This is a genomic window from Rhizobium sp. BK289, assembly GCF_014193575.1.
GTDB lineage: Bacteria > Pseudomonadota > Alphaproteobacteria > Rhizobiales > Rhizobiaceae > Rhizobium > Rhizobium tropici_C.
The window spans coordinates 259,344-284,638 of the sequence record NZ_JACHZO010000005.1 but is presented as its reverse complement, the minus strand read 5'-3'; the positions used below and the strand labels follow the sequence as shown (position 1 = coordinate 284,638).

General features: G+C 60.6%; 27 protein-coding genes and 1 tRNA gene. 13 read left to right on the top strand and 15 right to left on the bottom strand.

All coding sequences use genetic code 11. The features are described from left to right. Positions 1-10 precede the first annotated feature (10 nt). Entirely contained in the window at positions 11-1,249 is a 1,239-nt protein-coding gene (locus tag FHT84_RS12235; RefSeq protein ID WP_183762582.1) for a hypothetical protein, read from the bottom strand. A 372-nt stretch (positions 1,250-1,621) separates the two neighbouring features. Here FHT84_RS12235 and FHT84_RS12230 point away from each other — a divergent pair, with 372 nt between their 5' ends. The 5 genes from FHT84_RS12230 to FHT84_RS12210 all read left to right on the top strand — a co-directional run bounded on the left by FHT84_RS12230 (position 1,622) and on the right by FHT84_RS12210 (position 4,970). Continuing rightward, positions 1,622-2,581: a nitronate monooxygenase family protein gene (locus tag FHT84_RS12230; RefSeq protein WP_183762580.1), complete on the top strand. Its 960-nt coding sequence runs from the start codon at positions 1,622-1,624 to the stop codon at positions 2,579-2,581. Between the two features lie 138 nt (positions 2,582-2,719). After that, positions 2,720-2,795, top strand: a tRNA-Thr gene (locus FHT84_RS12225). A gap of 187 nt (positions 2,796-2,982) precedes the next feature. After that, a complete protein-coding gene (locus FHT84_RS12220; RefSeq protein ID WP_183787574.1) occupies positions 2,983-3,456 on the top strand; it encodes a hypothetical protein in 474 nt (157 codons plus the stop codon). Positions 3,457-3,646: 190 nt separating this feature from the next. Further along, positions 3,647-4,525 carry a glycosyltransferase gene (locus FHT84_RS12215; RefSeq protein ID WP_183762576.1) on the top strand — a complete coding sequence of 293 codons (879 nt, stop codon included), beginning with the start codon at positions 3,647-3,649 and terminating at the stop codon, positions 4,523-4,525. Positions 4,526-4,586: 61 nt separating this feature from the next. Beyond that, complete coding sequence (locus FHT84_RS12210) at positions 4,587-4,970, top strand: putative quinol monooxygenase (protein WP_285166269.1); 384 nt, start codon at positions 4,587-4,589, stop codon at positions 4,968-4,970. Positions 4,971-5,051: 81 nt separating this feature from the next. On the opposite strand, the gene FHT84_RS12205 is transcribed toward FHT84_RS12210, so the two are convergent. The 3 genes from FHT84_RS12205 to FHT84_RS12195 form a co-directional block, all read right to left on the bottom strand. Continuing rightward, positions 5,052-5,438 carry a hypothetical protein gene (locus tag FHT84_RS12205; RefSeq protein WP_183762573.1) on the bottom strand — a complete coding sequence of 129 codons (387 nt, stop codon included), beginning with the start codon at positions 5,436-5,438 and terminating at the stop codon, positions 5,052-5,054. 233 nt (positions 5,439-5,671) lie between these two features. Further along, complete coding sequence (locus FHT84_RS12200; protein ID WP_112343729.1) at positions 5,672-5,905, bottom strand: hypothetical protein; 234 nt, start codon at positions 5,903-5,905, stop codon at positions 5,672-5,674. 89 nt (positions 5,906-5,994) lie between these two features. Then, complete coding sequence (locus tag FHT84_RS12195) at positions 5,995-7,221, bottom strand: LysR family transcriptional regulator (protein ID WP_112343728.1); 1,227 nt, start codon at positions 7,219-7,221, stop codon at positions 5,995-5,997. Positions 7,222-7,665: 444 nt separating this feature from the next. Between FHT84_RS12195 and FHT84_RS12190 the strand changes: the two genes are divergently transcribed. The 4 genes from FHT84_RS12190 (at position 7,666) to FHT84_RS12175 (ending at position 11,552) form a co-directional block, all read left to right on the top strand. Beyond that, on the top strand, positions 7,666-8,574 hold the full coding sequence (locus tag FHT84_RS12190; protein ID WP_112343727.1) for an ABC transporter substrate-binding protein: 909 nt from the start codon (positions 7,666-7,668) through the stop codon (positions 8,572-8,574). A gap of 121 nt (positions 8,575-8,695) precedes the next feature. After that, complete coding sequence (locus tag FHT84_RS12185; protein WP_183762570.1) at positions 8,696-9,862, top strand: ABC transporter permease; 1,167 nt, start codon at positions 8,696-8,698, stop codon at positions 9,860-9,862. Continuing rightward, on the top strand, positions 9,859-10,806 hold the full coding sequence (locus FHT84_RS12180; protein WP_183762568.1) for an ABC transporter ATP-binding protein: 948 nt from the start codon (positions 9,859-9,861) through the stop codon (positions 10,804-10,806). The genes FHT84_RS12185 and FHT84_RS12180 overlap by 4 nt, the downstream gene beginning before the upstream one ends. Beyond that, on the top strand, positions 10,803-11,552 hold the full coding sequence (locus tag FHT84_RS12175) for an ABC transporter permease (RefSeq protein ID WP_112343724.1): 750 nt from the start codon (positions 10,803-10,805) through the stop codon (positions 11,550-11,552). Before FHT84_RS12180 ends, FHT84_RS12175 begins: the two co-directional genes overlap by 4 nt. A gap of 47 nt (positions 11,553-11,599) precedes the next feature. On the opposite strand, the gene FHT84_RS12170 is transcribed toward FHT84_RS12175, so the two are convergent. Further along, positions 11,600-11,983 carry a YciI family protein gene (locus FHT84_RS12170; RefSeq protein WP_183762566.1) on the bottom strand — a complete coding sequence of 128 codons (384 nt, stop codon included), beginning with the start codon at positions 11,981-11,983 and terminating at the stop codon, positions 11,600-11,602. 177 nt (positions 11,984-12,160) lie between these two features. On the opposite strand from FHT84_RS12170, the gene FHT84_RS12165 reads away from it, so the two are divergent. Next, the gene (locus tag FHT84_RS12165) at positions 12,161-12,556 is read left to right on the top strand and encodes a VOC family protein (protein WP_112343722.1); all 396 of its coding nucleotides are present in this window, start codon (positions 12,161-12,163) and stop codon (positions 12,554-12,556) included. Positions 12,557-12,616: 60 nt separating this feature from the next. Here FHT84_RS12165 and FHT84_RS12160 read toward each other — a convergent pair whose 3' ends face one another. Continuing rightward, positions 12,617-13,009 carry a PRC-barrel domain-containing protein gene (locus tag FHT84_RS12160; RefSeq protein ID WP_112343721.1) on the bottom strand — a complete coding sequence of 131 codons (393 nt, stop codon included), beginning with the start codon at positions 13,007-13,009 and terminating at the stop codon, positions 12,617-12,619. A 350-nt stretch (positions 13,010-13,359) separates the two neighbouring features. On the opposite strand from FHT84_RS12160, the gene FHT84_RS12155 reads away from it, so the two are divergent. After that, positions 13,360-15,057, top strand: a complete 1,698-nt coding sequence (locus tag FHT84_RS12155) for a long-chain fatty acid--CoA ligase (protein WP_183762564.1) — start codon at positions 13,360-13,362, stop codon at positions 15,055-15,057. A 172-nt stretch (positions 15,058-15,229) separates the two neighbouring features. Further along, positions 15,230-16,855 (top strand): glucose-6-phosphate isomerase, encoded by a 1,626-nt coding sequence (gene pgi / locus FHT84_RS12150; RefSeq protein ID WP_183762562.1) that lies wholly within the window; start codon positions 15,230-15,232, stop codon positions 16,853-16,855. A gap of 143 nt (positions 16,856-16,998) precedes the next feature. On the opposite strand, the gene FHT84_RS12145 is transcribed toward pgi, so the two are convergent. The 4 genes from FHT84_RS12145 to FHT84_RS12130 form a co-directional block, all read right to left on the bottom strand. Then, complete coding sequence (locus FHT84_RS12145; protein WP_183762560.1) at positions 16,999-17,925, bottom strand: carbohydrate kinase; 927 nt, start codon at positions 17,923-17,925, stop codon at positions 16,999-17,001. Between the two features lie 71 nt (positions 17,926-17,996). Then, positions 17,997-18,695 (bottom strand): orotate phosphoribosyltransferase, encoded by a 699-nt coding sequence (locus FHT84_RS12140; protein ID WP_183762558.1) that lies wholly within the window; start codon positions 18,693-18,695, stop codon positions 17,997-17,999. A 124-nt stretch (positions 18,696-18,819) separates the two neighbouring features. Further along, positions 18,820-19,470 (bottom strand): TetR/AcrR family transcriptional regulator, encoded by a 651-nt coding sequence (locus FHT84_RS12135; RefSeq protein WP_183762556.1) that lies wholly within the window; start codon positions 19,468-19,470, stop codon positions 18,820-18,822. A gap of 72 nt (positions 19,471-19,542) precedes the next feature. Beyond that, positions 19,543-19,698 (bottom strand): hypothetical protein, encoded by a 156-nt coding sequence (locus tag FHT84_RS12130; RefSeq protein WP_183762553.1) that lies wholly within the window; start codon positions 19,696-19,698, stop codon positions 19,543-19,545. Positions 19,699-19,700: 2 nt separating this feature from the next. Between FHT84_RS12130 and FHT84_RS12125 the strand changes: the two genes are divergently transcribed. Further along, positions 19,701-20,180, top strand: coding sequence for an anthrone oxygenase family protein (locus FHT84_RS12125; protein WP_183762550.1), 480 nt, complete (start codon positions 19,701-19,703; stop codon positions 20,178-20,180). A 41-nt stretch (positions 20,181-20,221) separates the two neighbouring features. Here FHT84_RS12125 and FHT84_RS12120 read toward each other — a convergent pair whose 3' ends face one another. From FHT84_RS12120 to FHT84_RS12100, 5 genes are all read right to left on the bottom strand, one after another. Then, positions 20,222-21,373 (bottom strand): GGDEF domain-containing protein, encoded by a 1,152-nt coding sequence (locus FHT84_RS12120; RefSeq protein WP_113249844.1) that lies wholly within the window; start codon positions 21,371-21,373, stop codon positions 20,222-20,224. A 198-nt stretch (positions 21,374-21,571) separates the two neighbouring features. Continuing rightward, the gene (gene pyrC, locus FHT84_RS12115; protein WP_112343714.1) at positions 21,572-22,612 is read right to left on the bottom strand and encodes a dihydroorotase; all 1,041 of its coding nucleotides are present in this window, start codon (positions 22,610-22,612) and stop codon (positions 21,572-21,574) included. Positions 22,613-22,754: 142 nt separating this feature from the next. Then, positions 22,755-23,387 carry a nucleoside triphosphate hydrolase gene (locus FHT84_RS12110; RefSeq protein WP_113249788.1) on the bottom strand — a complete coding sequence of 211 codons (633 nt, stop codon included), beginning with the start codon at positions 23,385-23,387 and terminating at the stop codon, positions 22,755-22,757. Beyond that, positions 23,384-24,193: an ATP-binding cassette domain-containing protein gene (locus FHT84_RS12105; RefSeq protein WP_183762547.1), complete on the bottom strand. Its 810-nt coding sequence runs from the start codon at positions 24,191-24,193 to the stop codon at positions 23,384-23,386. Before FHT84_RS12105 ends, FHT84_RS12110 begins: the two co-directional genes overlap by 4 nt. Continuing rightward, on the bottom strand, positions 24,169-25,233 hold the full coding sequence (locus tag FHT84_RS12100; protein WP_113249789.1) for an ABC transporter permease: 1,065 nt from the start codon (positions 25,231-25,233) through the stop codon (positions 24,169-24,171). The genes FHT84_RS12105 and FHT84_RS12100 overlap by 25 nt, the downstream gene beginning before the upstream one ends. Positions 25,234-25,295: the final 62 nt, after the last annotated feature.

Genomic DNA, 25,295 nt, shown 5'->3' with positions numbered 1-25,295 from the left:
GACTCGAAGCTTACTGCCCGGGCAGAACGCGGATGGCATAGACATTGACGCCACGAGCCTTGCCGTCGACATCGCTGTTGATGACGAGGCGGCCGGGACTGGTCGGCGCCAGCGAGCGATCGAACTGGATCTGGAAAAGCGCATCCGTTTTCTGGCGGCTGACGGTGAAGCGATGACGTCCGCAGCGGCCGAGCGAGCCGAAATCGCATTCCACGGTGATCTGCGTCGGCGCATCCGAGGTGGACTGCAGTGTCAATGCGATCGTCGATGCCTTGCCTGCCATCTGCTGCAGCACATTGACGGGCACTTCGACCGTGGCATTGCCGTCCGAACCGCTGCTGAGCGAGGTCAGCCGCACGGCCGGTCCCTCATTCTCCGAGACATTCTCCGCCTTCGACTGCTGGCCGGTCGTAACCTTCTGGGCGTCCGTCGGCTTCAGGACTTCGACCCATTCGTCGGAGAAGCTGTTCTGCGGGTCGATGGTCGCCAGTCCAGGATTGACGGGACCGCTGTTATCGTCCTCCTCGGACGTATCGTCATCGCTGCTGTTGCCGCTGAAATCCTGCGAATCGACATGCGCCGGCGGGTTGCGCACGCTCGTATCTCTCTGCGCGGCGGACATGAACACGCCCGATGTCTTGATCCACCAGGCACCGACACCAAGGAAGGCAAGCAGGATGCAGAAGATCAGCAGGCGCGAAAAAAATTTGCGCGGCTTGCGGCGCACGGCCGCCCGCTCCGGCTTGAAATTCATCGATCGGGTCCGAGCTGGCGCATCGGCTACGGAGTGCGTGTCGCTATCTGCACCGAGATGATCGGCCGGACCGGCGCGCATGTCGCCGAAATCGCTCTCACGCGCCGCTGATGCCACCGACATCGGCTCGGCGGCCTGAGGCGCACGCGCCGAAGGCGGCGGGTCGCGGGTTTCACCGCGCACGCTCATGACGGGATCCGGCCGCTGCACGGTTTCCACCTCATGTGCGGCGGGGGAAACATGCGGGGCGTCGAGCTGCGGCGAAACTGACACCTCCTGTGCCGGGCGGGTGCGCTCCTCGGCCTCGATCTGCCGGATCGTCGCCTCCAGCCGCTGACGCTGGGCGGAGACAACATCGATATCGGTAATGTCCTGCTTGCGAAGACCGGCTTCCAGCGCCTGCCGTGCCGATTGATAGATACGAGCCCGGATTTCCGGATTGGCGCGATCGGACCGCTCCAACGCGCTTCTGATAGCCGTTTCTAATCCGCTCACATCAGGTCCTTTACTCTTACTCGCGGCATACTCGCGTACTCCACGAGCAAGACAGCCATACTTTTATCATTCGTTAACCGGATTCGGTAACGCCCCATCCGGCAATACGCAAGCCTCCGGCTGACGCTGCGGGCACTCGGGCGGGGATAAAGGGCAAAGACGACGCAAATGGGGTGGAGGGAGGCAGTAGGCAGTAGGCAGTAGGCAGTAGGCTGAGCGAAAAACCGCGATCGCGGATGCGGTCAATCACTCAGCCTATTGCCTATTGCCTATTGCCCATTACCCATTGCCTACCGCCTCCATCTTCCCCTCACGATCCACATCTGCTATCCCTTTGACGTTTTCGTAAACGTCAAATATCGGATGATGTTCATGGCCCTTCCCTCCATCCTGACCGAACGTCTGCGCCTGCCGGTTGTGGCTTCGCCTCTCTTCATCATCTCACACCCGGCGCTGACGCTGGCGCAATGCAAGGCTGGTGTGGTCGGCTCCTTTCCGGCGCTCAATGCGCGCCCGGAAAGTCAGCTGGACGAGTGGCTGGCGATGATCACCGAGGATCTTGCCGCATACAATGCCGCAAATCCGGAGCGACCAGCAGCTCCATTTGCCGTCAATCAGATCGTCCATACGTCAAACAAGCGCCTGGAGCACGACCTCATGCTTTGCGTGAAATACAAGGTGCCGATCGTCATTTCCTCGCTCGGCGCCGTGCCCGAGGTGAATGCGGCCGTGCATTCCTATGGCGGCATCGTGCTGCACGACATCATCAACAACCGGCATGCGAACTCGGCGATCCGCAAGGGCGCGGACGGGCTGATCGCCGTGGCAGCGGGTGCCGGCGGCCATGCCGGCCAGCTTTCGCCCTTTGCGCTCGTGCAGGAAATCCGCGAATGGTTCGACGGGCCGTTGCTGCTGGCCGGTGCCATCGCCACCGGCGGCGCGATCCTGGCGGCGCAGGCGGCCGGCGCCGACCTCGCCTATATCGGCTCGCCCTTCATCGCGACGGAAGAGGCGCGCGCGGCGGACGCCTACAAGCAGGCGGTCGTCGAGGGCACCGCCGCCGATATCGTCTATTCCAACTATTTCACCGGCGTCCACGGCAATTATCTGAAGCCCTCGATCCGCGCCGCCGGCCTGGATCCCGACAACCTGCCCGAAGCGGACCCTTCGAAAATGGATTTCGAAGCCGCCACCACCGGCGTGAAGGCCTGGAAGGATATCTGGGGCTCCGGCCAAGGTATCGGCGCCGTCAAATCCATCCGGCCAGTTTCAGCCCTCGTCGACAGATTGGAAGCGGAATACCGGCAGGCGCGCGCCCGGCTGTCGCTTTGAGCAGCGCCGAAAAGCGGTTCTTTTTTCACAAGCGTCTCGCTTTTTTGCCAATTGGCAATTTGAGCGCTTGAAATCTGACCGCATAGACTGTATCAGCGCCATGCAAATCGCGGGGCCGAACCGAATGCTCCGCAGAATGCCGCTTTAGCTCAGTCGGTAGAGCACATCATTCGTAATGATGGGGTCACGTGTTCGAGTCACGTAAGCGGCACCATTTGTTTCCAAACACTGAGCATGAATGAGCCGAGCTGCCGTTCCTTGGCGCCTCTTCGCTCTATGTTCGTGGCTGCAGTATCGCAGTCCGAAGCGCCCTATTCAGGGATCGAATGCAATCCAGAACAAAATGGATTGCATTCGAGTTTCGAAAGTGTGAGCTGATGATGGCTGAACCGGAGACCTCAATGAAGCTCATAAACGCAATCGCCGTTACCGCCTATCTGGCAGCTGCTGGAACGGCGTTGGCAACGCCTGCAGAGAAGCCAATGCATCTGCTCTGCAAGGGTGACGGCGATGCTGACGTATCCGTTCACCTGAACTCCAAAAAGCAGTTCGGCCACATCCTCAGTTGTGTCAGCGGCCCGTTTATCTCCGACATGACGCCTTGTGCGCCCAATGGCGGATACGGTCTGTCAGCATCCACCGGATCAGCGGCTCTCGTCGGCGTCGTCATGCGCCCGCAGGAATATCAACGCCACCTTGGCGGTGTCACCGCGTTCAACCGGCAGGGAGAGGACGTGACCTTCATGGGAGGTTTCATGGGCTCGAACGGCTTGCAAACGTCCTGGACTTTGAAGCTTGATCCCGAAGGCAATGCGGTCGTTCGCGACAAGGAAGGTTCAACACCCTATAAATGCAAGCCTTATACACCCCAGTAACTTCAAATGAGCCATTTTAAAATCAGCGCGCGGCCAACCACTATGGCCCCTTCGACCTAAGTCTGACCGTCTCGCTGCCGGCGGATAGAGCGGCTTTATGGCGATGCGTTGAATGCAGGCGATTAATACAACCAAAGATTCAGATTTCGATGGTTCTGTGCATCCCGGGACAAGGCTCGGGGGATGCACCATGAAAATTGCCGTTGGCGTAGCGACGTGCGGTCGCAAGGCGATTCTCGCCGCAATGATCGACAGACTGGCCGCACAGGTACGCAAGCCGGATCACCTCTTCCTGTGCCCGACCAAGGACGGCGATATCGACATGGCGCGCTTGAGTTCCGCGCCGTTTCCAGTGACGGTCCTCTCCTCGCCGCAGGGAAGCTGCCCGCAGCGCAATGCGATTATCGACGCGGCTGTCGGCATCGATGTGATCGTCTTCTTCGATGACGATTTCTTCCCGGCAACAAACTATCTTGCCGAAGCGGAAGCCCTGTTCGAGGCGGATGAAGAGATCGTAGTGGCGACCGGCGAGGTCATCCGTGATGGCATCCTCGGGCCGGGCCTGACTGCGAAGGAAGCGGACGAAGCGCTCGCAGCCGATGCCACGCCCTTTCCGGCGCCGGTGATCGAGGACACGCATAACGCCTATGGCTGCAACATGATCTTCCGCCGGAAGGCGATGCTCGCAAATGGTATCTATTTCGACGAGGATCTGCCGCTCTACGCCTGGCAGGAAGACGTGGATCTCTGCCGGCGGCTTCGTCCCTTCGGCAAGATCGTCAGGTTCAATCGCCTGCGCGGCGTCCATCTCGGCGTCAAGGCCGGGCGCACATCGGGCCTGCGCTTTGGTTATTCTCAGGTTGCCAATCCGCTCTATCTCGTCAAGAAGCGTTCCGTCTCGCTCAAATGGGCGCTCAAGCTGATGGGCGGCAACGTCGCCTCAAACCTCGCCGGCTCCCTCAACCCGCCGCCCTATATCGACCGCCGTGGCCGTCTGCAGGGCAATCTCATCGCCTTCGGCCATCTGCTGAGTGGGTCGCTGGATCCGAAGCATATCAACCGGATGTGAGGCCGCGCAGCATTCGCCGCACGGCCAAAACCGAAGTTCGGCGTTTGGATCGCCCCGTTCCGTGATAGAGATTGAAACCGGCCGCATCATCGGCGGCGTCCGTCGTTCTTCATTTCCTATCGTCTATCGTTTCAAGGACATTATCATGATCCACGTTCTCGCCATCCTCACCGCGAAGCCCGGCAAGCGCGCCGAGGTGCTCGACATCTTCCAGGCGAACGTTCCGGCCGTTCACGCCGAAGACGGCTGCATCGAATATACCGCCGTCGTCGATGTCGGAGGAGCAGATCCTGCCTTCGGACCCGATACGTTCGTCGTGGTCGAGAAATGGGAAAGCATGGAGGCGCTGAAAGCCCATGCGGCGTCCGCGCACATGGCCGCTTACGGCGAGAAGGTGAGCCATTTGATGGCCGATCGCGCCGTTCACGTTCTGACCCCGGCTTGAGCCGGCCAAAGCCTGGCAAGCCGGTAGTAATCTCCTCAAAGAGCGGCGCCGAAAGGCGCCGTTTTGCCATCGGCCGGCTGGTCAGTTGTGCGAGAAGTGCGGCTGGCTGTAATACCGCCAATGTCTGCCGCCGCCATGCCAGCCGTAATAGCCGCCATGACGGTATCCATCTCCACCGTACCAGCCGTGATGGTGGTGGTGGTGAAAGCCGCCGAAACCGCCAAACAGACCGAACGAGTAAAGTGGCTGATAACCGCCATAATAGGGTTCATCATAACCGTAATAGGGCCGGTAGTAATACGGACGGTAATACGGGCGATAGTAATGGCGAGGATAATAGTAGTGACTATAAACCATCACTCGGTGGTGATGGTGGTGCCAATGATGGTGGTGACGACGCGCCTCGGCGTGGGTTGCAGGCAGCGCGAGCATGCCTAGCGCTATGAGCGCTGTTGCCAGAATTTTCATTTCCAGCCTCCTTGAATGCCGGACGCAAACGCGACTCGGATCATTCGCGTCGTCCGGACCAGTATATAAACGCAGCCGAGCCTTTGATGGTTCCACTTTGGGGTGGCCGCAGGCACTTTCGCGGTGCGCTTTATCGCGCCGCGACGTTAACGGTCAGGACGCGAGGCAAGGTCAATCGCGCCGGCTGTCGAAAACGGCGCTCAAGGCGCCGTTTTCTCATCTATCCGCGACTGTCAGTTATGCGAGAAATGCGGCCGGCTGTGCCAGCGATGATGGCGTGAGCCATGCCGCCAGCCGTAATGGTGATGCCAGCCGTGATGAGGGCGGTAATAGTGGCGGCGATGGTGATGATGCTTCACGACAGGCCGATGATGGTGCCAGCGGTGATGATGATCACGCGCCTCCGCGTAAGTAGCGGGTAAAGCGAGAATACCAAATGCGATAAGCGCCGTTGCAAGAATTTTCATCTAATGGTCTCCTTGGGTGCCGAACGTGCCCCCCGGCTATGTACGCCCGGACTAACCTACCTGAACGCGAAAATGGCGCAATAGTTCCGCTAGCTTCGGGAGGGCAGGCGCTTTCGCGGCGTCACCATATCGCCGATCAATTCGCGAACCGCCTGCTGGATCAGCCGGCAGGCTTCGACCGAAGCTTTGCGGCCATTATGAGCGAGATGGTAGGAGAGCGGCAAAAGCTCATCCGGATCGACGATGCGCACCTTGTCGGCAATCGGTAAGGCACTGACGCGGCCGAGGAACGAGACATAGCCGTGGTTGGCGACGAGATCGACGATGACAGGCAGCGAGTCGGCCGAGGTGATATCGCGACCGCGAAACCGGCGGCGATCGCGGCTGTCATAGCCGAAAGCAGTCGCGGCATTGCCGATGCCGGTGCGCGGGCTCGGCACGCAGAGCGGATGGTTTTCCATGAGCGCGGCAAAGGTCTGCTCAGTGCTATCAGGCGGCGCAATCGCCACCATGTCCGTCGCCACCAGCTCCATATGTTCGAAAGCGTCGAGGCCGAAGACGGAATCCACGATGGCGACGTCGATGCGGCCGGACCGGAGCGCTTCGCGCAGATCGTCGGCCGTCATCAGCATGAGCGACAGCATGTTGCTGTTACCGCCGATGTTCCAGCGCGACACCAGGCTTGCAAGCGAGCGCGCCACCCAACTCTCCGAACCTGTGGGAATGATCGATCCGATGCGGACCGCACGCGCAGTGCGCTGGAAGCGCTCGTCCGCCGCCGCTTTCATCTCGTCCCAGGCCTGTGCGATCGCGGCGAGAATGGCGTGAACCTCCTGCCCCGCTTCCGTCAGCACCGAGCCCTGTGCCTGCCGCTCGAACAGGCGGCAGCCGAACAACTCCTCCAGATTGGCGATCTGCAAGGAAAGCTGCGGCTGGCCGAGACGCAGGCGTCGTGCGGCGCGATTGATGCTGCCCTGATCGGCGACTTCGAGAAAACGTTCGATGGTGGCGATCTTCAACGGCAGCCGCGCGGCCCACTGGTCATAATCCGCCGGCGCCGGCGGCTCTTTCATCAGGACTGAAAGCCGGCGGATGCTGCCGAGAATAGGCTGCAGCCCCTTCTGCACCTTCGAGCTCGCCAACAGGGTCGCAAGCTCGCCGGATGCCCGCTCGACCAGCTTCATGGCAAGCTCGGTCTCGAGCCGGCGCAGCGCACCGGAGACGGTCGACGCTGAAAAGGACAGACGCCGCGCAGTTTCCCTCACGGAGCCAATGGAGAATACCATATCGGCTACGAACAAAGCACCGAGATACAAATCCCATCCCCTTATCCGCAGCACGCATCCTGGCTCGGCCGCAAGAAGATCAACGATATCCCGACGATATGATGTGTTCTTGAAAAAAGATATCCCTAAGCCGAAAAGCGACAGCTATCGTTTCCTGGTCGCCTCACTGATCCAGCCGCAAAAATGAGATCGGAACAGCGCCAAACGGGTAAGGGGAACAAAAACAAACGCACTTGCCCCCGAAAAAAGAAATCCAATTTCGCGCGAATGTCGAGTACGCTCGTCATAATCGCGCGACTGCAACGGGAATCGGGCGACATCGATTTTTCCGCGATACGCGCTATGTGCCTGAAGCAGCCACGAATTCGCCTGTGGGCCGCCGGCCCACTCGAAGCCTGCCTGTCCGGGTAGCGGCCTTGCCAGGCGACGCGGACAAGCAGAGCAAAGATTTAACGGGGTACAAAGGGAAACATCATGTTCAAGAAGCTTGCACTTGCCGCCACGCTGACGGCGCTCCTTGCCAGCGGCGCCAACGCCGCCGACGTCGTCGTCTCTTCGAAGATCGACACTGAAGGCACGCTGCTCGGCAACATCATTCTCGCAGCACTCAATGCCAACGGCATCAAGGCGCAGGACCGCATCGCGCTCGGCACGACGCCTGTGGTCCGCAAGGCGATTACCGCGGGCGAAATCGACATCTATGCCGAATATACCGGCAATGCCGGCTTCTTCTTCAACAAGGCCGACGATGCGGCCTGGAAGAATCTGCAGCAGGGTTACGATCTGGCGAAGAAGCTGGACTATGATGCCAACAAGATCGTCTGGCTGACGCCTTCGCCCGCCAACAATACCTGGGCGATCGCCGTGCGCAACGATGTCGCCGGCCCAGCCAAGCTGAAGACCATGTCGGACTTCGGCAAGTGGGTCGCTGGCGGCGGCCCAATCAAGATCGCGGCCTCTTCCGAATTCGTCAATTCTCCGGCAGCCCTGCCGGCTTTCGAGACCACCTACAGCTTCAAGCTGAAGCCGGATCAGGAAGTCGTGCTCTCGGGCGGCGATACCGCCGCGACGATCAAGGCTGCGGCCGACCAGACCAACGGCGTCAACACGGCGATGGTCTACGGCACAGACGGCGCCATCGAAGCGGCCGAACTGACCGTGCTCGAGGACGACAAGAGCGTGCAACCGGTCTATGCGCCGACGCCGATCATCCGCGAGGCTGTGCTGAAGGCCAATCCGAAGATCGAAGAGGTTCTAGCTCCGATCTTCAAGGGCCTGACTGCCGATGTGCTGCGCAAGCTGAACGGCCGCATCCAGGTCGATGGCGAGCCGGCCAAGGCTGTCGCCGAATCCTACCTCAAGGACAATGGCTTTCTGAAGTAAGGCATCGACGCTGCTCTGGCGGCTCCATTTTGATAAGGTGGAGCCGCGGACATTTGAATGGGCATGGTTTTGTCCGAACCCGCCTTGAATTCTGGGCTCATGCGCTGACGGAGCTTGCCTGATGGAAGATGCACTAGCGGTCCGTCGAGTGGACCGTCTCGGAGTGGTGCTGGTGGCGGGCGGCGCGCTGGCAATGGCCTGGGCGCCCTTCATCATCGTCAAGGCAAACCGCATCGCCGCCGGCAAGCCGCAGCTGCTGACGCAACTCATTGCGCAGCCGGCCGCTGTGGTCTTGCTTATTCTTCTGACGGCAGCAGCGCTTGCAGCACTGTTCCTACGCAATCAGATCATCCGCCTCGGCATTGCCACGCTTGCGATCGCCGCACTGATCCTCACGCTCGGCTTCGTCTCGACCGCCGCGACGCCAGCGGGCAGCACCGTGGCCCGCATCACACCCGGCGGCTCCTTCTGGGTGCTGCTGGCCGTCGTGGGGCTGATGATCTCGGATGCTCTGGTGAAGCTGCGGCTGACGCCATGGCTGAGGGTCGCGGCGCTGGCGCTCTATGCCGCCCTGCTTACCGTCGTCCTGCGTTCCGGCCTGCTCGACAATCTCTCGATCATGAAGGAATATGCCAACAATGCCGACAAGTTCTGGCACGAAGCGCTCAGCCATGTATTCCTTTCCATCGGCTCGGTTGCGATCGCCATCGTGCTTGCGCTGCCGCTCGGCATCTTCTGCTATTGGCAGCCGCGCATCCGTGCCGTGGTGCTGCGGGCGCTGAGCCTGGTGCAAACCATTCCGAGCCTGGCGCTGTTCGGCATCCTGATGCTGCCGCTCGGCTATATCGCCGCCAACGTTCCTTTCGCTGCCGAGATCGGCGTCAAAGGCATCGGCGTGGCGCCGGCGCTGGTAGCGCTCGTTATCTATTCTCTGCTGCCGATCGTCGCCAATACTGTCGTCGGCCTTGCCGGCGTCGATCCTTCCGTGCGCGATTCCGCCGCCGGCATGGGCCTGACACGCCGGCAGATCCTGACCGGCATCGACCTGCCGCTCGCCTTTCCGGTCATTCTCACCGGTATCCGTATCGTGCTGGTGCAGGCAATCGGCCTCGTCACCGTGGCGGCGCTGATCGGCGGCGGCGGCTTCGGTCTCTTCATCTTCCAGGGCATCGGCCAGACAGCCAATGACCTCGTTCTGCTCGGCGCCGTGCCGACGGTCTTTCTCGCCTTCTCATCGGCCGTCATCCTCGATGCGGTCATCGACAGCATTCGGGGACAACGCGCATGACCAGCATGATCGAGCTCAAGGGCGTCACCAAGCGTTATGGCAGCGCGACTGTGGTCGATAATGTCAGCATGAGCATGGAAAAGGGCACGATCACCGTTATCGTCGGCACCTCCGGCTCCGGCAAGTCGACGCTGATGCGCATGATCAACCGGCTGGTACCAATCACCGAAGGTCACATCTCCGTTGCCGGCGAGGACATCATGAATGTGCCGGCGACCGAGCTTCGCCGCCGCATCGGCTATGCCATCCAGGGGCACGGGCTTTTTCCGCATCGCACGGTCGCGCAGAATATCGCCACCGTCCCCGAGCTGCTCGGCTGGGAAAAGACGCGCATCGATAGTCGCGTGGAAGAACTCCTCAATCTCTTCCATCTCGACCCCGGCACCTTTGCCGGCAAATATCCAAGCCAGCTTTCCGGCGGCCAGCAGCAGCGCGTCGGCGTCGCACGCGCACTCGCGGCGGAACCGGAATTGCTGCTGATGGACGAGCCCTTCGGCGCGCTCGACCCGGTCATCCGCGGCAAGGCACAGGACGATCTGCTTGCCATCCAGAAGCAGTTTGGCACCACCATCGTCCTCGTCACCCACGATATGGACGAAGCCTTCCATCTCGGCGACCAGATCGCCGTCATGAGCGAAGGCAAGCTTTTGCAATGCTCCGAACCCGAGAAGATCCTGACCGAGCCGGCCGATCCTTTCGTGCAGCAGCTGACCGGTACGTCCGACCGGGCCTTGAAGCTGATGTCGTTGCTGCCGCTGAAGGAAAGCATGCAGCCGCCGCGCCCCGGGCTCGGTCACAGCCTGCCGCAAACCCTCAATCTGCGCGATGCACTGGCGGAATTGATCTGGCAGGGCGCGGACGAGGCGACGGTCGAGGACGAGCGCAAGACGCCCGTCGGTTCGATCTCGATCCAGCATCTGATCGAGCTGGGCCGCAAAGCATGAAATTTCTCGCCGCCAATCTCTTCCGCCTTCTCGCGCTGGCGCTGCTGCTGGTGCTGCTGTTTTATCCGGAATGGCTGACGCCTGTCCTTGCGCCGCTGACCAAGTTCGGGGCGTCGCCGATCTATACGCAGAACAGCCTGCCGAGCCTGGCGCTCAGCCATCTCGAACTCATCCTGATCTCGATTGCGGCAAGCGGGATCCTGGCCGTGCTTGGGGGCATCTTCGTCACACGGCCGATCGGCGCCGATTTCCTGCCGCTGTCGCGGGCGATCGCCAATGCCGGGCAGACCTTCCCGCCCGTTGCCGTGCTGGCGCTTGCGATCTCGACCACCGGCTTCGGTGCGGTGCCGACCTTGATCGCGCTGTTTCTCTATGCGCTGCTGCCGATCTTCGAGAACACGGTAGCCGGCCTGCAGCAGGTGCCGGCCTCGGTGCTCGACGCCGCCGACGGCATGGGCATGAGCGGCTGGCAGCGGCTCTTCCGCGTCGAATTGCCGCTCGCCTTGCCGCTGATCATCGAGGGCTTGAAGATCGCGACCGTCATCAATATCGGCACGGCGACGATCGGCTCCACCGTTGCCGCCAAGGGGCTTGGCGAAGTCATCATCGCCGGGCTGATCAACGACAACACTGCCTTCATCCTGCAGGGCGGCCTGATCGTCGGCCTGATGGCGGTGCTAATCTATGACGGCATGGAGATGATCGAGCGGTCGGTCACCAGCAAGATCGGATTGCAATCCCATTGATAAGGCGACCGCCAGCCCCTTCAAGGCCGGCGCCGCACATAGGTTTATCAAGTGCCTTCGCCGGAAGGCAAAGGCGCGCCGGGCAGGTAAAGCGAGACCGGCCTGATTTCATAGACGGCCGTGGGATTGGCGCGGCGCAGCTCGCGCGCAGCTTCGACGGCCGCATCGAGCGTCGGAAAATCGACGACGTAGAAGCCGAGCAACTGTTCCTTGGTTTCGGCAAATGGGCCATCGATGACCAGTCCCGCACCCGGCCCGCGCAAGGTGACGGCCCTCTGGGTCGGGCCGAGCCGCGCGGCTGGTCCCAGCGATTTCTGCGCGACCAGGCGATCATTGATCTCCAAAAGCTCCGTCATGAGCGCGGCATCCTCCTCCTTGCTCCAGGATTCAACGATACCTTCCTCGTGATAAGCCAGAATGGCATAGTACATGGTTTCCCCCTTTGAGCCGAATACTTGAGCGCCGGGGAGTTAAGCAGACGGATCGAAATCCAGAAACCCCGAATCTGCACGCAAACAAAGGTGGAGCGATTTGCGACATGCTTGCCTTGACAACCCGGCGGTGGCATTGGCTTTGGCTATATCTTCCAAAGACCGATGGAGGCGCCGATGGCCAAGATGATTCATTCGATGATCCGCGTGCTCGACGAAGCGCGCTCGATCGAATTCTACGACAAGGCATTCGGCCTGAAGACCGCCGACCGGATCGCCTTCGAGACCTTCACGCTGATCTATCTCAGCAATGCTGAAACCGGGTTCGAACTGGAATTGACGATCAATCAGGGCCGCACCGCGCCCTATCCATTGGGGGAGGCCTACGGTCACCTCGCGGTCTCGGTCACGGAGCTGAAAGACGAACATGCGCGGATGACCGCGCTGGGGCTGAACCCTGGCAAGATCGTCGAACTCAATCGGGATGGGAAGCTTTTTGCGCTCTTCTTCTTCGTCACCGACCCTGACGGTTACAAGATCGAAGTGGTGCAAAGGCATGGGCGGTTTCAATAAAACCACGCATATCGGCACCCCGCGTCTGCGGGGCCTGCCGAACCGGCTTTATCAGCGCGCTCACATCCAATAGGGCGGCACGCCAAAATAATCGTGGCTCTTGTGGCCATGATTCTTATGGTCGTGATCGTCCTTGGCGGCGAAACGGCATGCCTTTTCGATGTCGTTCTTGGTCATGCTGACGCGATAGCCGTCGATGCGGGCATCGTAGCGCAGCTTCTCCCACGGCAGCCGGTAGTGCTCCTGGCCGATGCCGAAGAAGCCGCCGAAGCTCAAAATGACGAAAGCGATGCGTCCATCACTTTTCTCGAGCATCAGGCGTTCAATATGACCAATCTGCTTACCGTCCGAGCCGAATACCCTGGATCCCTCGACGCGGTCGCAGGCGACCAGCATCGACATGTCCTTGATGTAAAGGTCACGGCCCGAGATCTCGGCACTCTCTTTATGCATATGCGCACCTCCTTTTGGATACGCGTCACATAAAATCGTGGAGCGTCCGATCTGCTCTTTGGGGCAGCACGATGCTCCGATGGGTTTACACCCACGGGCCTATTAACGCTCCGTTGTCATAAAAGTTCCAGTACTTTTTTCAAGATTGTAAAAAAACGTGAGCGCAGAACATTTATTGACGTTTACGTCAAGGTTATTGTAGCTTCCATGATGCTCCAATAATTTAGTTGAGAGCAAAGGCTGCGACGATGTGAAAAGCGGGAGACTTTTCGATCGCGCAGTGACACTTTACATGACCGCCGCCCGAGGACGGCGGGGCGTGGTGATGATGCGTAAAGGAGGAAGTGCGCATGAATTCAGTCTCCGCTCCTTCGGATAGACCGCAGGTCAAGAAAATATGGCTCGCCTCTTACCCGGACATCGTACCGGCGGAATTGCCGCCGCTGGAGCATGCGTCACTCGTCGAGCTGCTGGAGGAAAGCTGCGCGCGCTATGCCGACCGGCTCGCCTTTACCAGCATGGGCAAATCCGTCACCTATCGCGATCTCAACACGCAGACGCGCAAGATTGCCGCATGGCTGCAGAGCCTCGGCCTTCAGAAGGGCGACCGCGTCGCCGTCATGATGCCGAACGTGCTGCAAAATCCGATCGCAGTTTACGGCATTCTTCGCGCGGGCCTCGTCGTCGTCAACGTCAATCCGCTCTATACACCGCGCGAACTCAAACACCAGCTGCGCGACTGCGGCGCCAAGGCGATCTTCGTTCTGGAGAATTTCGCCCATACGGTGGAGCAGGTGCTGGCGCATACGGATGTTCGCCACGTCGTCGTCACCGCGCTTGGCGACATGCTCGGCGTCAAGGGCCATATCGTCAACTTCGTCGTGCGCAAGGTGAAGAAGCTCGTGCCGGCGTGGTCCATCCCCGGCCACCGCAGTTTCAGGAGCGTTCTTGACGAAGGCGCGCGCCTGCCGCTGAAGCCTTCCGAGCTGACCGGCAGCGATATCGCCTTCCTGCAATATACCGGCGGTACGACAGGCGTTGCCAAGGGCGCGATCCTCACCCACTCCAATCTGCTCGCCAACCAGCTGCAATTGCTGCTCTGGCTGCAATCCGCCTACATCAACAAGCCGCGCCCGGAACAGCTGACCTTCGTCTGTGCGCTGCCGCTCTATCACATCTTCGCGCTGACGGTGAATTCGCTGATGGGCATGTCGCTCGGCGGCCATAACGTGCTCATCGCCAACCCGCGCGACATACCGGCCTTCATCAAGGAACTGGGCAAATACAAGTTCGACATGTTCCCCGGCCTGAACACGCTGTTCAATGCGCTGATGAACAACCCCGAATTCGCCAAGCTCGATCTTTCCAACACGGCAACGCTTGCCGGCGGCATGGCGGTGCAGCGGCCGGTCGCCGAGCGCTGGCAGAAAATGACGGGAGCCTGGATCACCGAAGGCTACGGCCTGTCCGAGACATCGCCGGTCGCAAGCGCCAATCGCTTCGACAGCCCGGAATTCACCGGCACGATCGGCCTTCCGATCACCGGCACCGATTTCGACATTCGCGACGAGAACGGCAATTCGCTGCCGCTCGGCGAAGTTGGCGAGATCTGCATTCGCGGGCCGCAGGTTATGGCCGGCTATTGGAAGCAGCCGGCCGAAACCGCGAGGGTGATGACATTGGACGGCTTCTTCCGAAGCGGCGACATGGGCTTCATGGACGAGCGCGGTTATACCAAGATCGTCGACCGCAAGAAGGACATGATCCTGGTCTCGGGCTTCAACGTCTATCCGAACGAGATCGAGGAAGTGGCTGCCATGCATCCGGGCGTTCTGGAAGCCGCTGCGATCGGCGTGGTCGATCCGCATTCAGGCGAGGCGGTGAAGCTCTTCATCGTCAAGAAGGACCCGGCCCTGACAGAGGCCGACGTGAAGGCCCATTGCGCAGCCAATCTGACCAATTACAAGCGCCCGCGCTTCATCGAATTCCGCTCGGAACTGCCGAAATCGAATGTCGGCAAGATCCTGCGCAAGGAGTTGCGCGGCTGACATAAATCCCTGCCATTCAGGAAGTCGCTCGCCCTTTTTGGCGAGCGGCTTTTTTCGTTTTGGACGATACGTGAACTTGATTTGCGCCCTACATAGGGAATAGTTTCCGCGACCAACTCAGAGTGCCCTGCCCTCTCCGGACGGCAAGCGGCGCGAACCGCAAGGAGTCCCCATGAACGCCCTCGTCGATCAACTGAAGAGCGCCGCATCGGCAACGAAGGCCACCGATATCCGCGCCGCCTTTGCCGCCGATCCCAAGCGCTTTTCCCGTTTCAGCGCTTCGGTCGACGACCTGCTGATGGATTATTCCAAGACGGCGGTGAACGATGAAATTCTCGCCTTGCTCGAGAAACTCGCAGTCGAAGGCGGCATCGCTGCCAAGCGCGAGGAAATGTTCTCGGGCGTCGCGATCAACTTCACCGAAAATCGCGCCGTGCTGCATACCGCGTTGCGCAATCGCTCGAACAAGCCGGTACTCGTCGACGGCAAGGATGTCATGCCTGACGTCAACGCGGTTCTGGCCGCCATGGGCAAGTTTGCCGACGGCATCCGCTCGGGCGCACTGAAGGGCTCCACGGGCAAGGCAATCACCGATGTCATCAATATCGGCATCGGCGGCTCCGATCTCGGCCCGGTCATGGCAACGCTGGCGCTGGCGCCTTTCCACGATGGCCCGCGCTCGCACTTCATCTCCAATATCGACGGCGCTCATATCGCCGATATCCTGAAGCTCGTTAAGCCGGAAACGACCCTCTTCATCGTCGCGTCCAAGACCTTCACGACGATCGAAACGATGACCAACGCCCAGACGGCGCGCAAGTTCATCGCCGATTCACTCGGCGAAGCTGCCGTTCAGCATCACTTCGCCGCCGTTTCGACGGCGCTCGACAAGGTCGCCGCCTTCGGCATCGACAGCGAGCGCGTCTTCGGCTTCTGGGATTGGGTCGGCGGCCGCTACTCGATCTGGTCGGCCATCGGCCTGCCGCTGATGATCGCCATCGGCCCGGAAAACTTCGGCAAGTTCCTGGACGGCGCGCATGCGATGGACAACCATTTCCGCCAGGCGCCCTTCAAGGAAAACCTGCCGATGCTGCTCGGCCTCATCGGCTTCTATCACCGCAACGTGCTCGGCTATCCGACCCGCGCGATCCTGCCCTATGATCAGCGCCTGTCGCGCTTCCCGGCCTACCTGCAGCAACTCGACATGGAATCGAACGGCAAGGGCGTCACCATCGACGGCACGCCGGTCGAAGGCAATTCCGGCCCGGTCGTCTGGGGCGAACCCGGCACCAACGGCCAGCACGCCTTCTATCAGCTCATCCACCAGGGCACGAGCATCATCCCGGCCGAGTTCATGATCGCCGCCAACGGCTTCGAGCCGGACCTGCGCCACCAGCACCAGCTCTTGATGGCCAATTGCCTGGCGCAGTCGGAAGCACTGATGAAGGGCCGCACTTTCGAGGAAGCCAAGGCACAGCTCACCTCCAAGGGCATGGATGATAAAAAGGCCGATTTCGTCGCGCCGCACCGCGTATTCACCGGCAACCGTCCGTCGATAACCTTCGTCTACGACAAGCTGACGCCCTATGCGCTCGGCCGCCTGATCGCGCTTTACGAGCACCGCGTCTTCGTCGAAGGCGTGCTCTTCCGCATCAACTCCTTCGACCAGTGGGGTGTCGAACTCGGCAAGGAACTGGCAACGGGCCTGCTGCCCGTCATCGAAGGCAAGGAAAGCGCCGCCAGCCACGATTCTTCGACGCAAGGGCTGGTGGCTGCGCTGGCAAGCCGCGCGAAGTAAAAGCGTTCACCCACCTCCCCCTTGAGGGGGGAGGTCGCCGCAAAGCGGCGGGTGGGGGTGACTAGGCTCTCTGCGTTAGTGATTTAAAGGCTCACCCCACCCCGGCACTACGTGCCGACCCTCCCCCTCAAGGGGAGGGTGGGTCAAAGCCCGATCTCATGCGCCCAGGGCGGATTTGCGCCCGCACGCGACACCGTCACCGCCGCAGCCTTGGCGCCCAGAGCCAGCGCATCTCGCAGGGCTTTTTCGTCAAGTGAAGCCACCTGCGCCTTGGTCAGCAGGTTGTTCATCTTCAGCGACGCCAGAATGCCGGCATCGAAGGTATCGCCGGCCCCTACGGTATCGACGACGGTGACGCGCTCGCTCGGCACCGAGACCTTCAGCGACTTGGTGTAGCCGGTTGCGCCTTCCGCGCCCTTGGTGATGACGACGAGCTTGGCGCCCTTGGCCAGCCAATGCGCGGCGAGTTCATCGTGATCGCCAGGGATGCCGAACCATGCCAGATCCTCATCGGAGAACTTCAGAATATCGGACATGGCGACCATGCGATTGAGACGCGCCATGTGCGAGGCCTTGTCCTTGATGAAGCCAGGGCGGATGTTCGGATCGAGCGAGATCACACGGCTCTGGTGCTCGCGCTTCATCAGCGCCTCATAGGTCGCGCCACAGGGGTCGGGAATCAGGCTGATCGCGCCGAAATGCAGGGCTTCGCAATCGTCGCCAAGCGCCGGAAGATCGGCCTCGGCGATCATGCGGCCGGCCGTGCCTTCATCGTAGAAGGCATAGGTTGCCTGGCCGTTGACGAGCTTGACGAAAGCGATCGTGCTCGGGCGGGGCGTGATGGCGCAATAGCTGAAATCGACCTTGGAGGCCGACAGCGTCTCGCGCAGGATATCGCCCATCATGTCGTCGGCGAGACCGGTAAAAAAGCCCGTGGGAACGCCGAGACGGCCAAGCGCTATCGCGGTATTGAAGATCGCGCCGCCGGCATAGGGAGCAAAGCCCTTCTCGCCCTGCGTCGTCTCCCGCGGCAGCATGTCGATCAAAGCTTCGCCACAGCACAATATCATTCCGGCCTCCCAAAGAGCGCGTCTGTCGTATCCATAAATCGATTAGATAGATTCAGTGCAAAAGCAAAGCGTCAGTTTGTGGGCAACTCCGAAATACCGCCGTTCCGGCCGGACCAGGCGAGCGGCGCATTGAGAAAGGCCTCGACTTCTTCCAGCGTCTTGTCGTCGAACAGCTTCTGTTCCTTGGCGACGGCGAGCACGTCGCGCCAGGTGGCGATGTGATGCAGGCGAACTTTTCCGTTAGCGAAGCGCGCCTCCGCTTCGGGGAAGATGCCGTAATAGAACAGCGCCATGCCATGGTCGACGATGCCGCCGGCCGCGCGGATGGCGTCGATGAAGGTGAACATGCTGCCGCCGGCCGTGGTCAGATCCTCGATGACGAGCACGCGGGCGCCGTCCTTCATATCACCTTCGATCTGGGCGTTGCGGCCATGTCCCTTCGGCTGCTTGCGGACATAGATCATCGGCAGGTTCAGCCGCTCGGCCAGGAAGGCGGCGAAGGGAATGCCCGCCGTCTCGCCGCCGGCAACGCAATCGAACCGTTCGAAGCCGGCATTGCGCACGATGAGGCTTGCGGCGAAATCCATGACCGTCGAGCGGATGCGCGGATAGGAGATCAGCTTGCGGCAGTCGATATAGACCGGGCTCGCCATGCCGGAGGCAAGCTTATAGGGCTTGTCGGCGCTGAAATGGACCGCCTTGATCTCCCAAAGCATCCTGGCCACCAGCTCAGCCATGACGGCGCGATCGGTAAAAGTCATCTGGGTCATGCAGGGCCTCCTTCGCAGCGCTAATGTCCCAGCGGCAATAGCAGCAAGCGGCGCGAGTTTCCAGACGAATAGAAGCTTTTGCGGTATCGTCACGGCCGCTGCCGGTAAAGGCAACCGCAGGCGATTACCGCAATGCACCGAGATCGGCGGGAAGCATCGCCTTGAACAGCGCGATGACCTTGTCGCCCTCTTCCCTTTCGATCGAAATCGCGTAACGCACGGCGGCGGCGACCAACTGCATGGTCAATCGGGCTGTTCTTGCAAGCTCGGAATCGTCGCGCTCCGGCCATAGGCGTTTTAGGACGGTCAGAAACGCCTGCGAATGCCATTCCATGTCTTCAGCATCGACCTGCTGCAGCAGTTTGTCGGCATGGGTGGCATGCCAGATGTCGCGCATGACCGGCTCATCGAGAAACATCGCGTAATAGCCATCGACGATGCGCCCAAGGGCCTCCTGGAGCTGATCGCGACTTTCGATTGCCGCCAGCTCGTCTTCGACGCATTGCCGGCCCTGCTCGTTGAAACGCTCGGCCAGCACGCGGATGATCGCCGTCTTGTCGGGGAAATATTGATAGAGCGAGCCGAAGGAGACACCGGCCTTTTCGACGATCTCGCCCATGCGCAGCGCGTCGCTGCCGTTCTTGGCAATCAACTCGGATGCCACCGAAAGGATCAGCTCCACCCGTTCGCGGCCGCGCTGCTGGCTGGGTATACGACGCGGTGTGCCCGCCTCATTCTTGCTACGCCTGCGTCTCGCGATCTGGTCCTGCGTCATGCCTTCCCCTGCCTGTCACTGTTGACAAGCAATATAAGAGAGTTTATCACATTTCGCAAATAAGAGAATTTATCACATTTTGTGCTGGAGGAGCTTGAAATGCAGATCTCGACCATTGCCATCATTGGCGGATCGGGAAAAATCGACCGCCGGATCCTCGGCAGGCAACCGAAAGATTTTTTCGCTTATGCCCGGCAAACCGCCGCAACCGGCATCTGGAGTGTCCATTCATGACCTTTCCGATCACGAATATCGCCCTCGTCGTCGCAGCACTCGGCAGCGGCCTTCTCGCCGGCGTCTATTTCGCTTTTTCGACCTTCATCATGCAGGCCTTCGCCCGTCTGCCAGTCGATCAGGGGATCGCTGCCATGCAGTCGATCAACACGACAATCGTGCGCTCGCCCTTCATCGTGCTGTTCCTGCTGACGGCCGCGCTGTCGCTCTTCATCGCGGTGATGGCAATTCTCTACTGGCGGGGCAGCGTCAGCATGATGATGCTGGCGGGTGCGGCGCTCTATGTCGTCGCAAGCTTTCTTTCGACGATGGTGTTCAATGTGCCGCTGAACGACGCGCTCGACAAGGTCGACGGCCATTCCGCAGAGTCGGCACAGCTATGGTCGACCTATCTCCGCGACTGGGTCTGGTGGAACCATGTGCGCACGGTGGCTTCCCTATTGGCCGTCTGCGCCTTCGTGAAAGCTCTGTTCTGAATGCATCGGAAGAGCACCCATACGCCCCTGGAAATGACTGGCTAGACGGCATGCAGATAGGCCGCAACCTCGACACGGTTGCGGCCGTTGCGCTTGGCCTCGTAGAGCGCCTTGTCGGCGGCACGAAGGACATCATCGAAACCCAGACCCTTGGCCGTGCCGGTGGCAACCCCGGCGCTGACGGTGCAGACCAAGGTCTTGTCGTCGATGCTGATCGCCCGCGCCGCAAAGGCATCACGCACCCGCTCTGCGACCTGCTCCGCGCGCCCCGGCAGTGCATTGTCGAGAACGAGCGCAAATTCCTCGCCGCCCAGGCGTGCCACGGTGTCGGAAGGCCGCAAACCGAAGGCGAGCTCCTGACCGAAAAGCTTGAGCACAAGATCCCCGGTGGCGTGGCCGTGCTGATCGTTGATGGTCTTGAAACGGTCGATGTCGAAGATGATGACGGCCATGGACGGGCCGAAGCTGCGGTGGCCGTGGAGATCGAACAAGGCTCGGCGGTTCAGCAGCCCGGTCAGAGAATCGGTGATCGCCTCCTGACGGTGGAAGGCGGCCTGGCGCCATTGGTGCAGCGCAAGCGACAATGCGCCGATCCCGGTCATCCCGGCAATACAGACGGCAAGGCTGACATCCTCCGCCCAATTGTCCGGCGCATGACCCAGCACGAGCTTGCCATCGCCGATCAACACAGCCGCGCAGAGGGCAAAGGAAATGGCGGTCAGCGTGTAAAGCGCGGTGATGCCGTAGAGAGGCGTGGGCGCTTCACGCCGGCTCAGCCAATATTCACGCGCCGTCAGAAGCAGGAGGACGCAGATGACGACATTGTCGCCGATGAAGGCAAGCCCGTCGTAGCCGGCGAGCATAGGTCCCACCGAAGCGCAGATGCCGGTCAGGCAGCCGAGAGCGAAGCGAGTTTTGGAGAGGTGGCGCGTGCGGAACTGGTGGCCCGCCATCCAAATGGTCGCAAAACCGATGAAAAACAACACGAAAGTCAGGATGGCAAGAAGCGGTTGCGGCCGATCGACATAGGCGCCGTAGATGAAAATCCCGGCGACGAGCGGCACAAGGCCGGCGGAGCACGTCAGAAGAAAAGTATCGGGCCGGCGGGAAAACCAGCTTCCGACCAGTGTGACCGCGAGGCAGGACGCGGAAACGCCGAGAGCCAGAAGTAGGGAATTATAATCAACCAGCATCATGCTCTTTCGACGGTTTCACTTTCTACCGCGGGGGATCGATGACACGCTAGGCTTCAAGGGGTATCAAATTGGTTACAGCAAATAATAAAGAAAATATATATCAGTAAAATATACGTTCCATATCGCGGCAAATACGGATGCGTTACTACAATATTTTGTGTAAATTTGAATTTACTTATATAATGTAAATCTAAATCAAACTTCGACATCCCAATGCAGGGGGAACATGGGATCGAAGACGGTGACCGGACCGGCGCCTGTTTCGATCTTGGCCGGGAATGTCACGGCCTCGGGGCGACGCACCAGAGTGATGCAGTCCTCGTTGACAGGCAGCCCGTACCAGGCGGGTCCGTTCAGCGATGCGAAGGCTTCCAGCCTCTCCAGAGCACCCTCCTGCTCGAAGACATGGGCAAGGCAGCTCATAGTATTGATCGAAGTATAGATACCGGCGCAACCGCAGGCGCACTCCTTCAACGGATCGACATGGGGAGCCGAATCCGTGCCGAGGAAGAACCTGGCATCGCCGCTCGTTGCAGCCGCGCGCAGCGCCAGGCGATGACTTTCGCGCTTGGCGACCGGCAGGCAATAATAATGCGGGCGAATCCCGCCGACGAGGATGGCGTTGCGGTTGATGATGAGATGATGCGTCGTGATCGAGCCGGCGAGGTTTGCCTTCGCCGATTTGATATAGTTGATGCCATCCGACGTGGTCACGTGCTCCATCGTGACCTTCAATTCCGGCAGTCGCTTGCGCAGCGGATCGAGCACGGTTTCGATGAACACGGCTTCGCGATCGAAAATATCGACCTCCGGGGTCGTCACCTCGCCATGGACGCAGAGCGGCAGGCCGATCTTCGCCATGCGCTCCAGCACCGGCATTGCCTTGTTCAGATCGCGCACGCCGCCGTGGGAATTGGTCGTTGCGCCCGCCGGATAGAGCTTGACCGCCGTGATCAGGCCGCTCTTCCTGCCCTCCTCGACGTCATCGGGGCTGGTATGTTCTGTCAGATAGAGCGTCATCAGCGGCTGGAAACGATCGCCCGCCGGCAGCGCTTTGAGGATACGCTCGCGATAGGCAGCGGCGTCCGCTGTCGTCACGACGGGCGGCACGAGATTGGGCATGATGATGGCGCGGGCAAAATGCCTGGATGTATCGCCGATCACACCTTCGAGCATGGCTCCGTCACGCAAATGCAGATGCCAGTCGTCGGGACGGCGGATGGTGAGCTTTTGCATGGGCGCGACCTCTGGAATGTGAGCGCCATCCAGCCCGAAAGCTGCCTCGCCCTTTCGGGATCGCGCTCTTTGATAGTGCGCTTCGATAGCACCAACCGCCACCGCAAAACAATCCGCGAGCGCAGTTAAATGATGGAGAAACTCAATCCTGCACGATATCGATGGTAACGTCTGCGCGGCGGCGGTTTTCCAGAATCAGCCGGCCATTCGGGAGATCGTTGCCATAAACCTTGGCGCTGGCCGCCTCTTCGTCGAGATCGTAGCCCCTCCAGCGCGCCCATAGCCGCTCTTCCAGCACCTCCATGGGTGGAGCAAGCATGATCGAATAGTCGAACAGGCCTTCCAGCTCCGCCCATTTGCCCTGGCTGAACAGCAGGTAGTTTCCTTCGACGACGATGAAGCGGTGATCGGCCGGGACGATGCGGGCGGAGGCGATGGCAAGCTCGCGCGAGCGGTCGAAGACCGGTACCAGCACCTCCTGGTCGGCGGCGCGCACGGCCTTGACGATATCGAGAAAGGCGCGCACGTCGAAACTGTCAGGCACGCCCTTCCGCTTCAGAAGTCCCTTCTCGATCAGGACGGCGTTATCCATGTGGAAGCCGTCCATCGGCAGGACTTCGGCGCTTTCGCCCCTCGCCTTCAAAGCCTTGGCGACATTGTCGGCCAGCGTCGATTTGCCGGCGCCGGGAGGGCCGGCGATCGCCACCAGGAAGCGTTTCGCGTTGCCGGCGCGCGCGATGATCTCGCCGGCAACATCGTCAAGAGAGACGCTCATGCAGCGACATTCTCGACCGGCGGAGCCTTGGCGCCGGTCATGAAGGCAACGGCGTCGGACATGGTGTATTCCTTCGGATTGATGACGGTCAGGCGTCGTCCAAGCCGATGGATATGGATACGGTCCGCGACCTCGAAGACATGCGGCATATTGTGCGAGATCAGAACGATCGGCAAGCCGCGGGCGCGCACATCGAGGATGAGTTCCAGAACCTTGCGGCTTTCCTTGACGCCGAGTGCGGCCGTCGGCTCATCCATGATGACGACCTTGGAACCGAAGGCGGCGGCGCGTGCCACGGCCACACCCTGGCGCTGGCCGCCGGAGAGCGTCTCCACCGCCTGGTTGATGTTCTGGATCGTCATCAGGCCGAGTTCGCTGAGCTTGTCGCGGGCGCGCTTTTCCATCGCCGGCCGGTCGAGCATGCGGAAGACGGAGCCCAGGAAGCCGGGCTTGCGGATCTCGCGACCGAGGAACATGTTGTCGGCAATCGAGAGCGCCGGCGACAGCGCCAGGTTCTGGTAGACCGTTTCGATGCCGGCTTCGCGCGCTTCCATCGGCGACCTGAAATGAACAGGTTTGCCTTCCAGCTTGATCTCGCCTTCATCGGGTGTCACCGCGCCGGAAATCGCCTTGATCAGCGAGGATTTTCCGGCGCCGTTGTCGCCGATGACTGCAAGGATTTCGCCGGGATAGAGATCGAAATCGGCGTTGTCGAGCGCGGTGACGCGTCCATAGCGCTTGACGAGGCCACGCGCGGTGAGAATGGGTTCGCCAGTCGTGGTCATGCCGATACCTTTCTGATCCATTGATCGATCGCGACGGCGCCGATGATCAGCACGCCGGTCAGGAGGACTTTCCACTGCGGATCGGCTCCGAGCATATTGAGGCCCATGGAGACGACGCCGACGATCATGGCGCCGAAGAGCGTGCCGAGGATCGAGCCACGGCCGCCGAAGAGCGAGATGCCGCCGATCACGGTCGCGGTAATCGCCTGAAGATTGAAGTCCGTCACGGCCGAAGACGGTGAGACCGAGCCGTTGCGGCCAATCGAAACCCAGGCGGCAAAGGCCGCGATCAGTCCCGAAACGCCATAGACGGCGAGCAGTACCTTCTTGGTCTGGATGCCCGACAATTTCGCGGCTTCCGGATCATCGCCGACAGCGTAGACATGCCGTCCCCCGGCGGTGTGATTGAGAATATACCATAGGCCCAGCACCAGCAGCACCATGGCGATGACGCCGAGGGTCAGCACCGCGCCGCCGAGCCGGAAGCTGATCGCGAAGAGATGCAGGAGCGGCGCCTTTTCATCGACATCGGTGTCGCGGATGGTTTCATTGGCGGAATAGATGAAATTCGTCGCCATGACGATATTCCAGGTACCGAGCGTCACGATGAACGGCGGCAGCTTCATGTTGGCGACGAGGAAGCCGTTGAGCAGCCCACAGATGCCGCCGGCAGCCATGCCGGCGATGATGGCGATCGGCGCGGGCAGGCCGTAAGTGACGGCGACGTTGCCCATGACGACAGAGGAAATGACCATGATCACGCCGATCGACAGATCGATACCGGCGGTCAGGATGACCAGCGTCTGGGCAGCACCGAGAATGCCGACAATCGCGATCTGCTGCAGGATCAGCGTCAGCGTATAGGCGGAAAAGAACCGCCCGCCGATCGCGATGCCGAAGATCACGATCGCCATTACCAATACGATCAACGGCACAGCGGCCGGCGTCGAATGCAGAAAGTGCTGCACACGCTTGAGAAAAGAGACATCGTGCTGCTCGAACGACGCGACGTTCTTGTCGCTGCCATCGAGAACACGTTCGAATTCCTGTGCTCCGGACATATTATTCCTCCGCCACCGCGCTCGTGCGCGGAAACCGCCGGCTGTTTAAGGGTCAGCCGAGA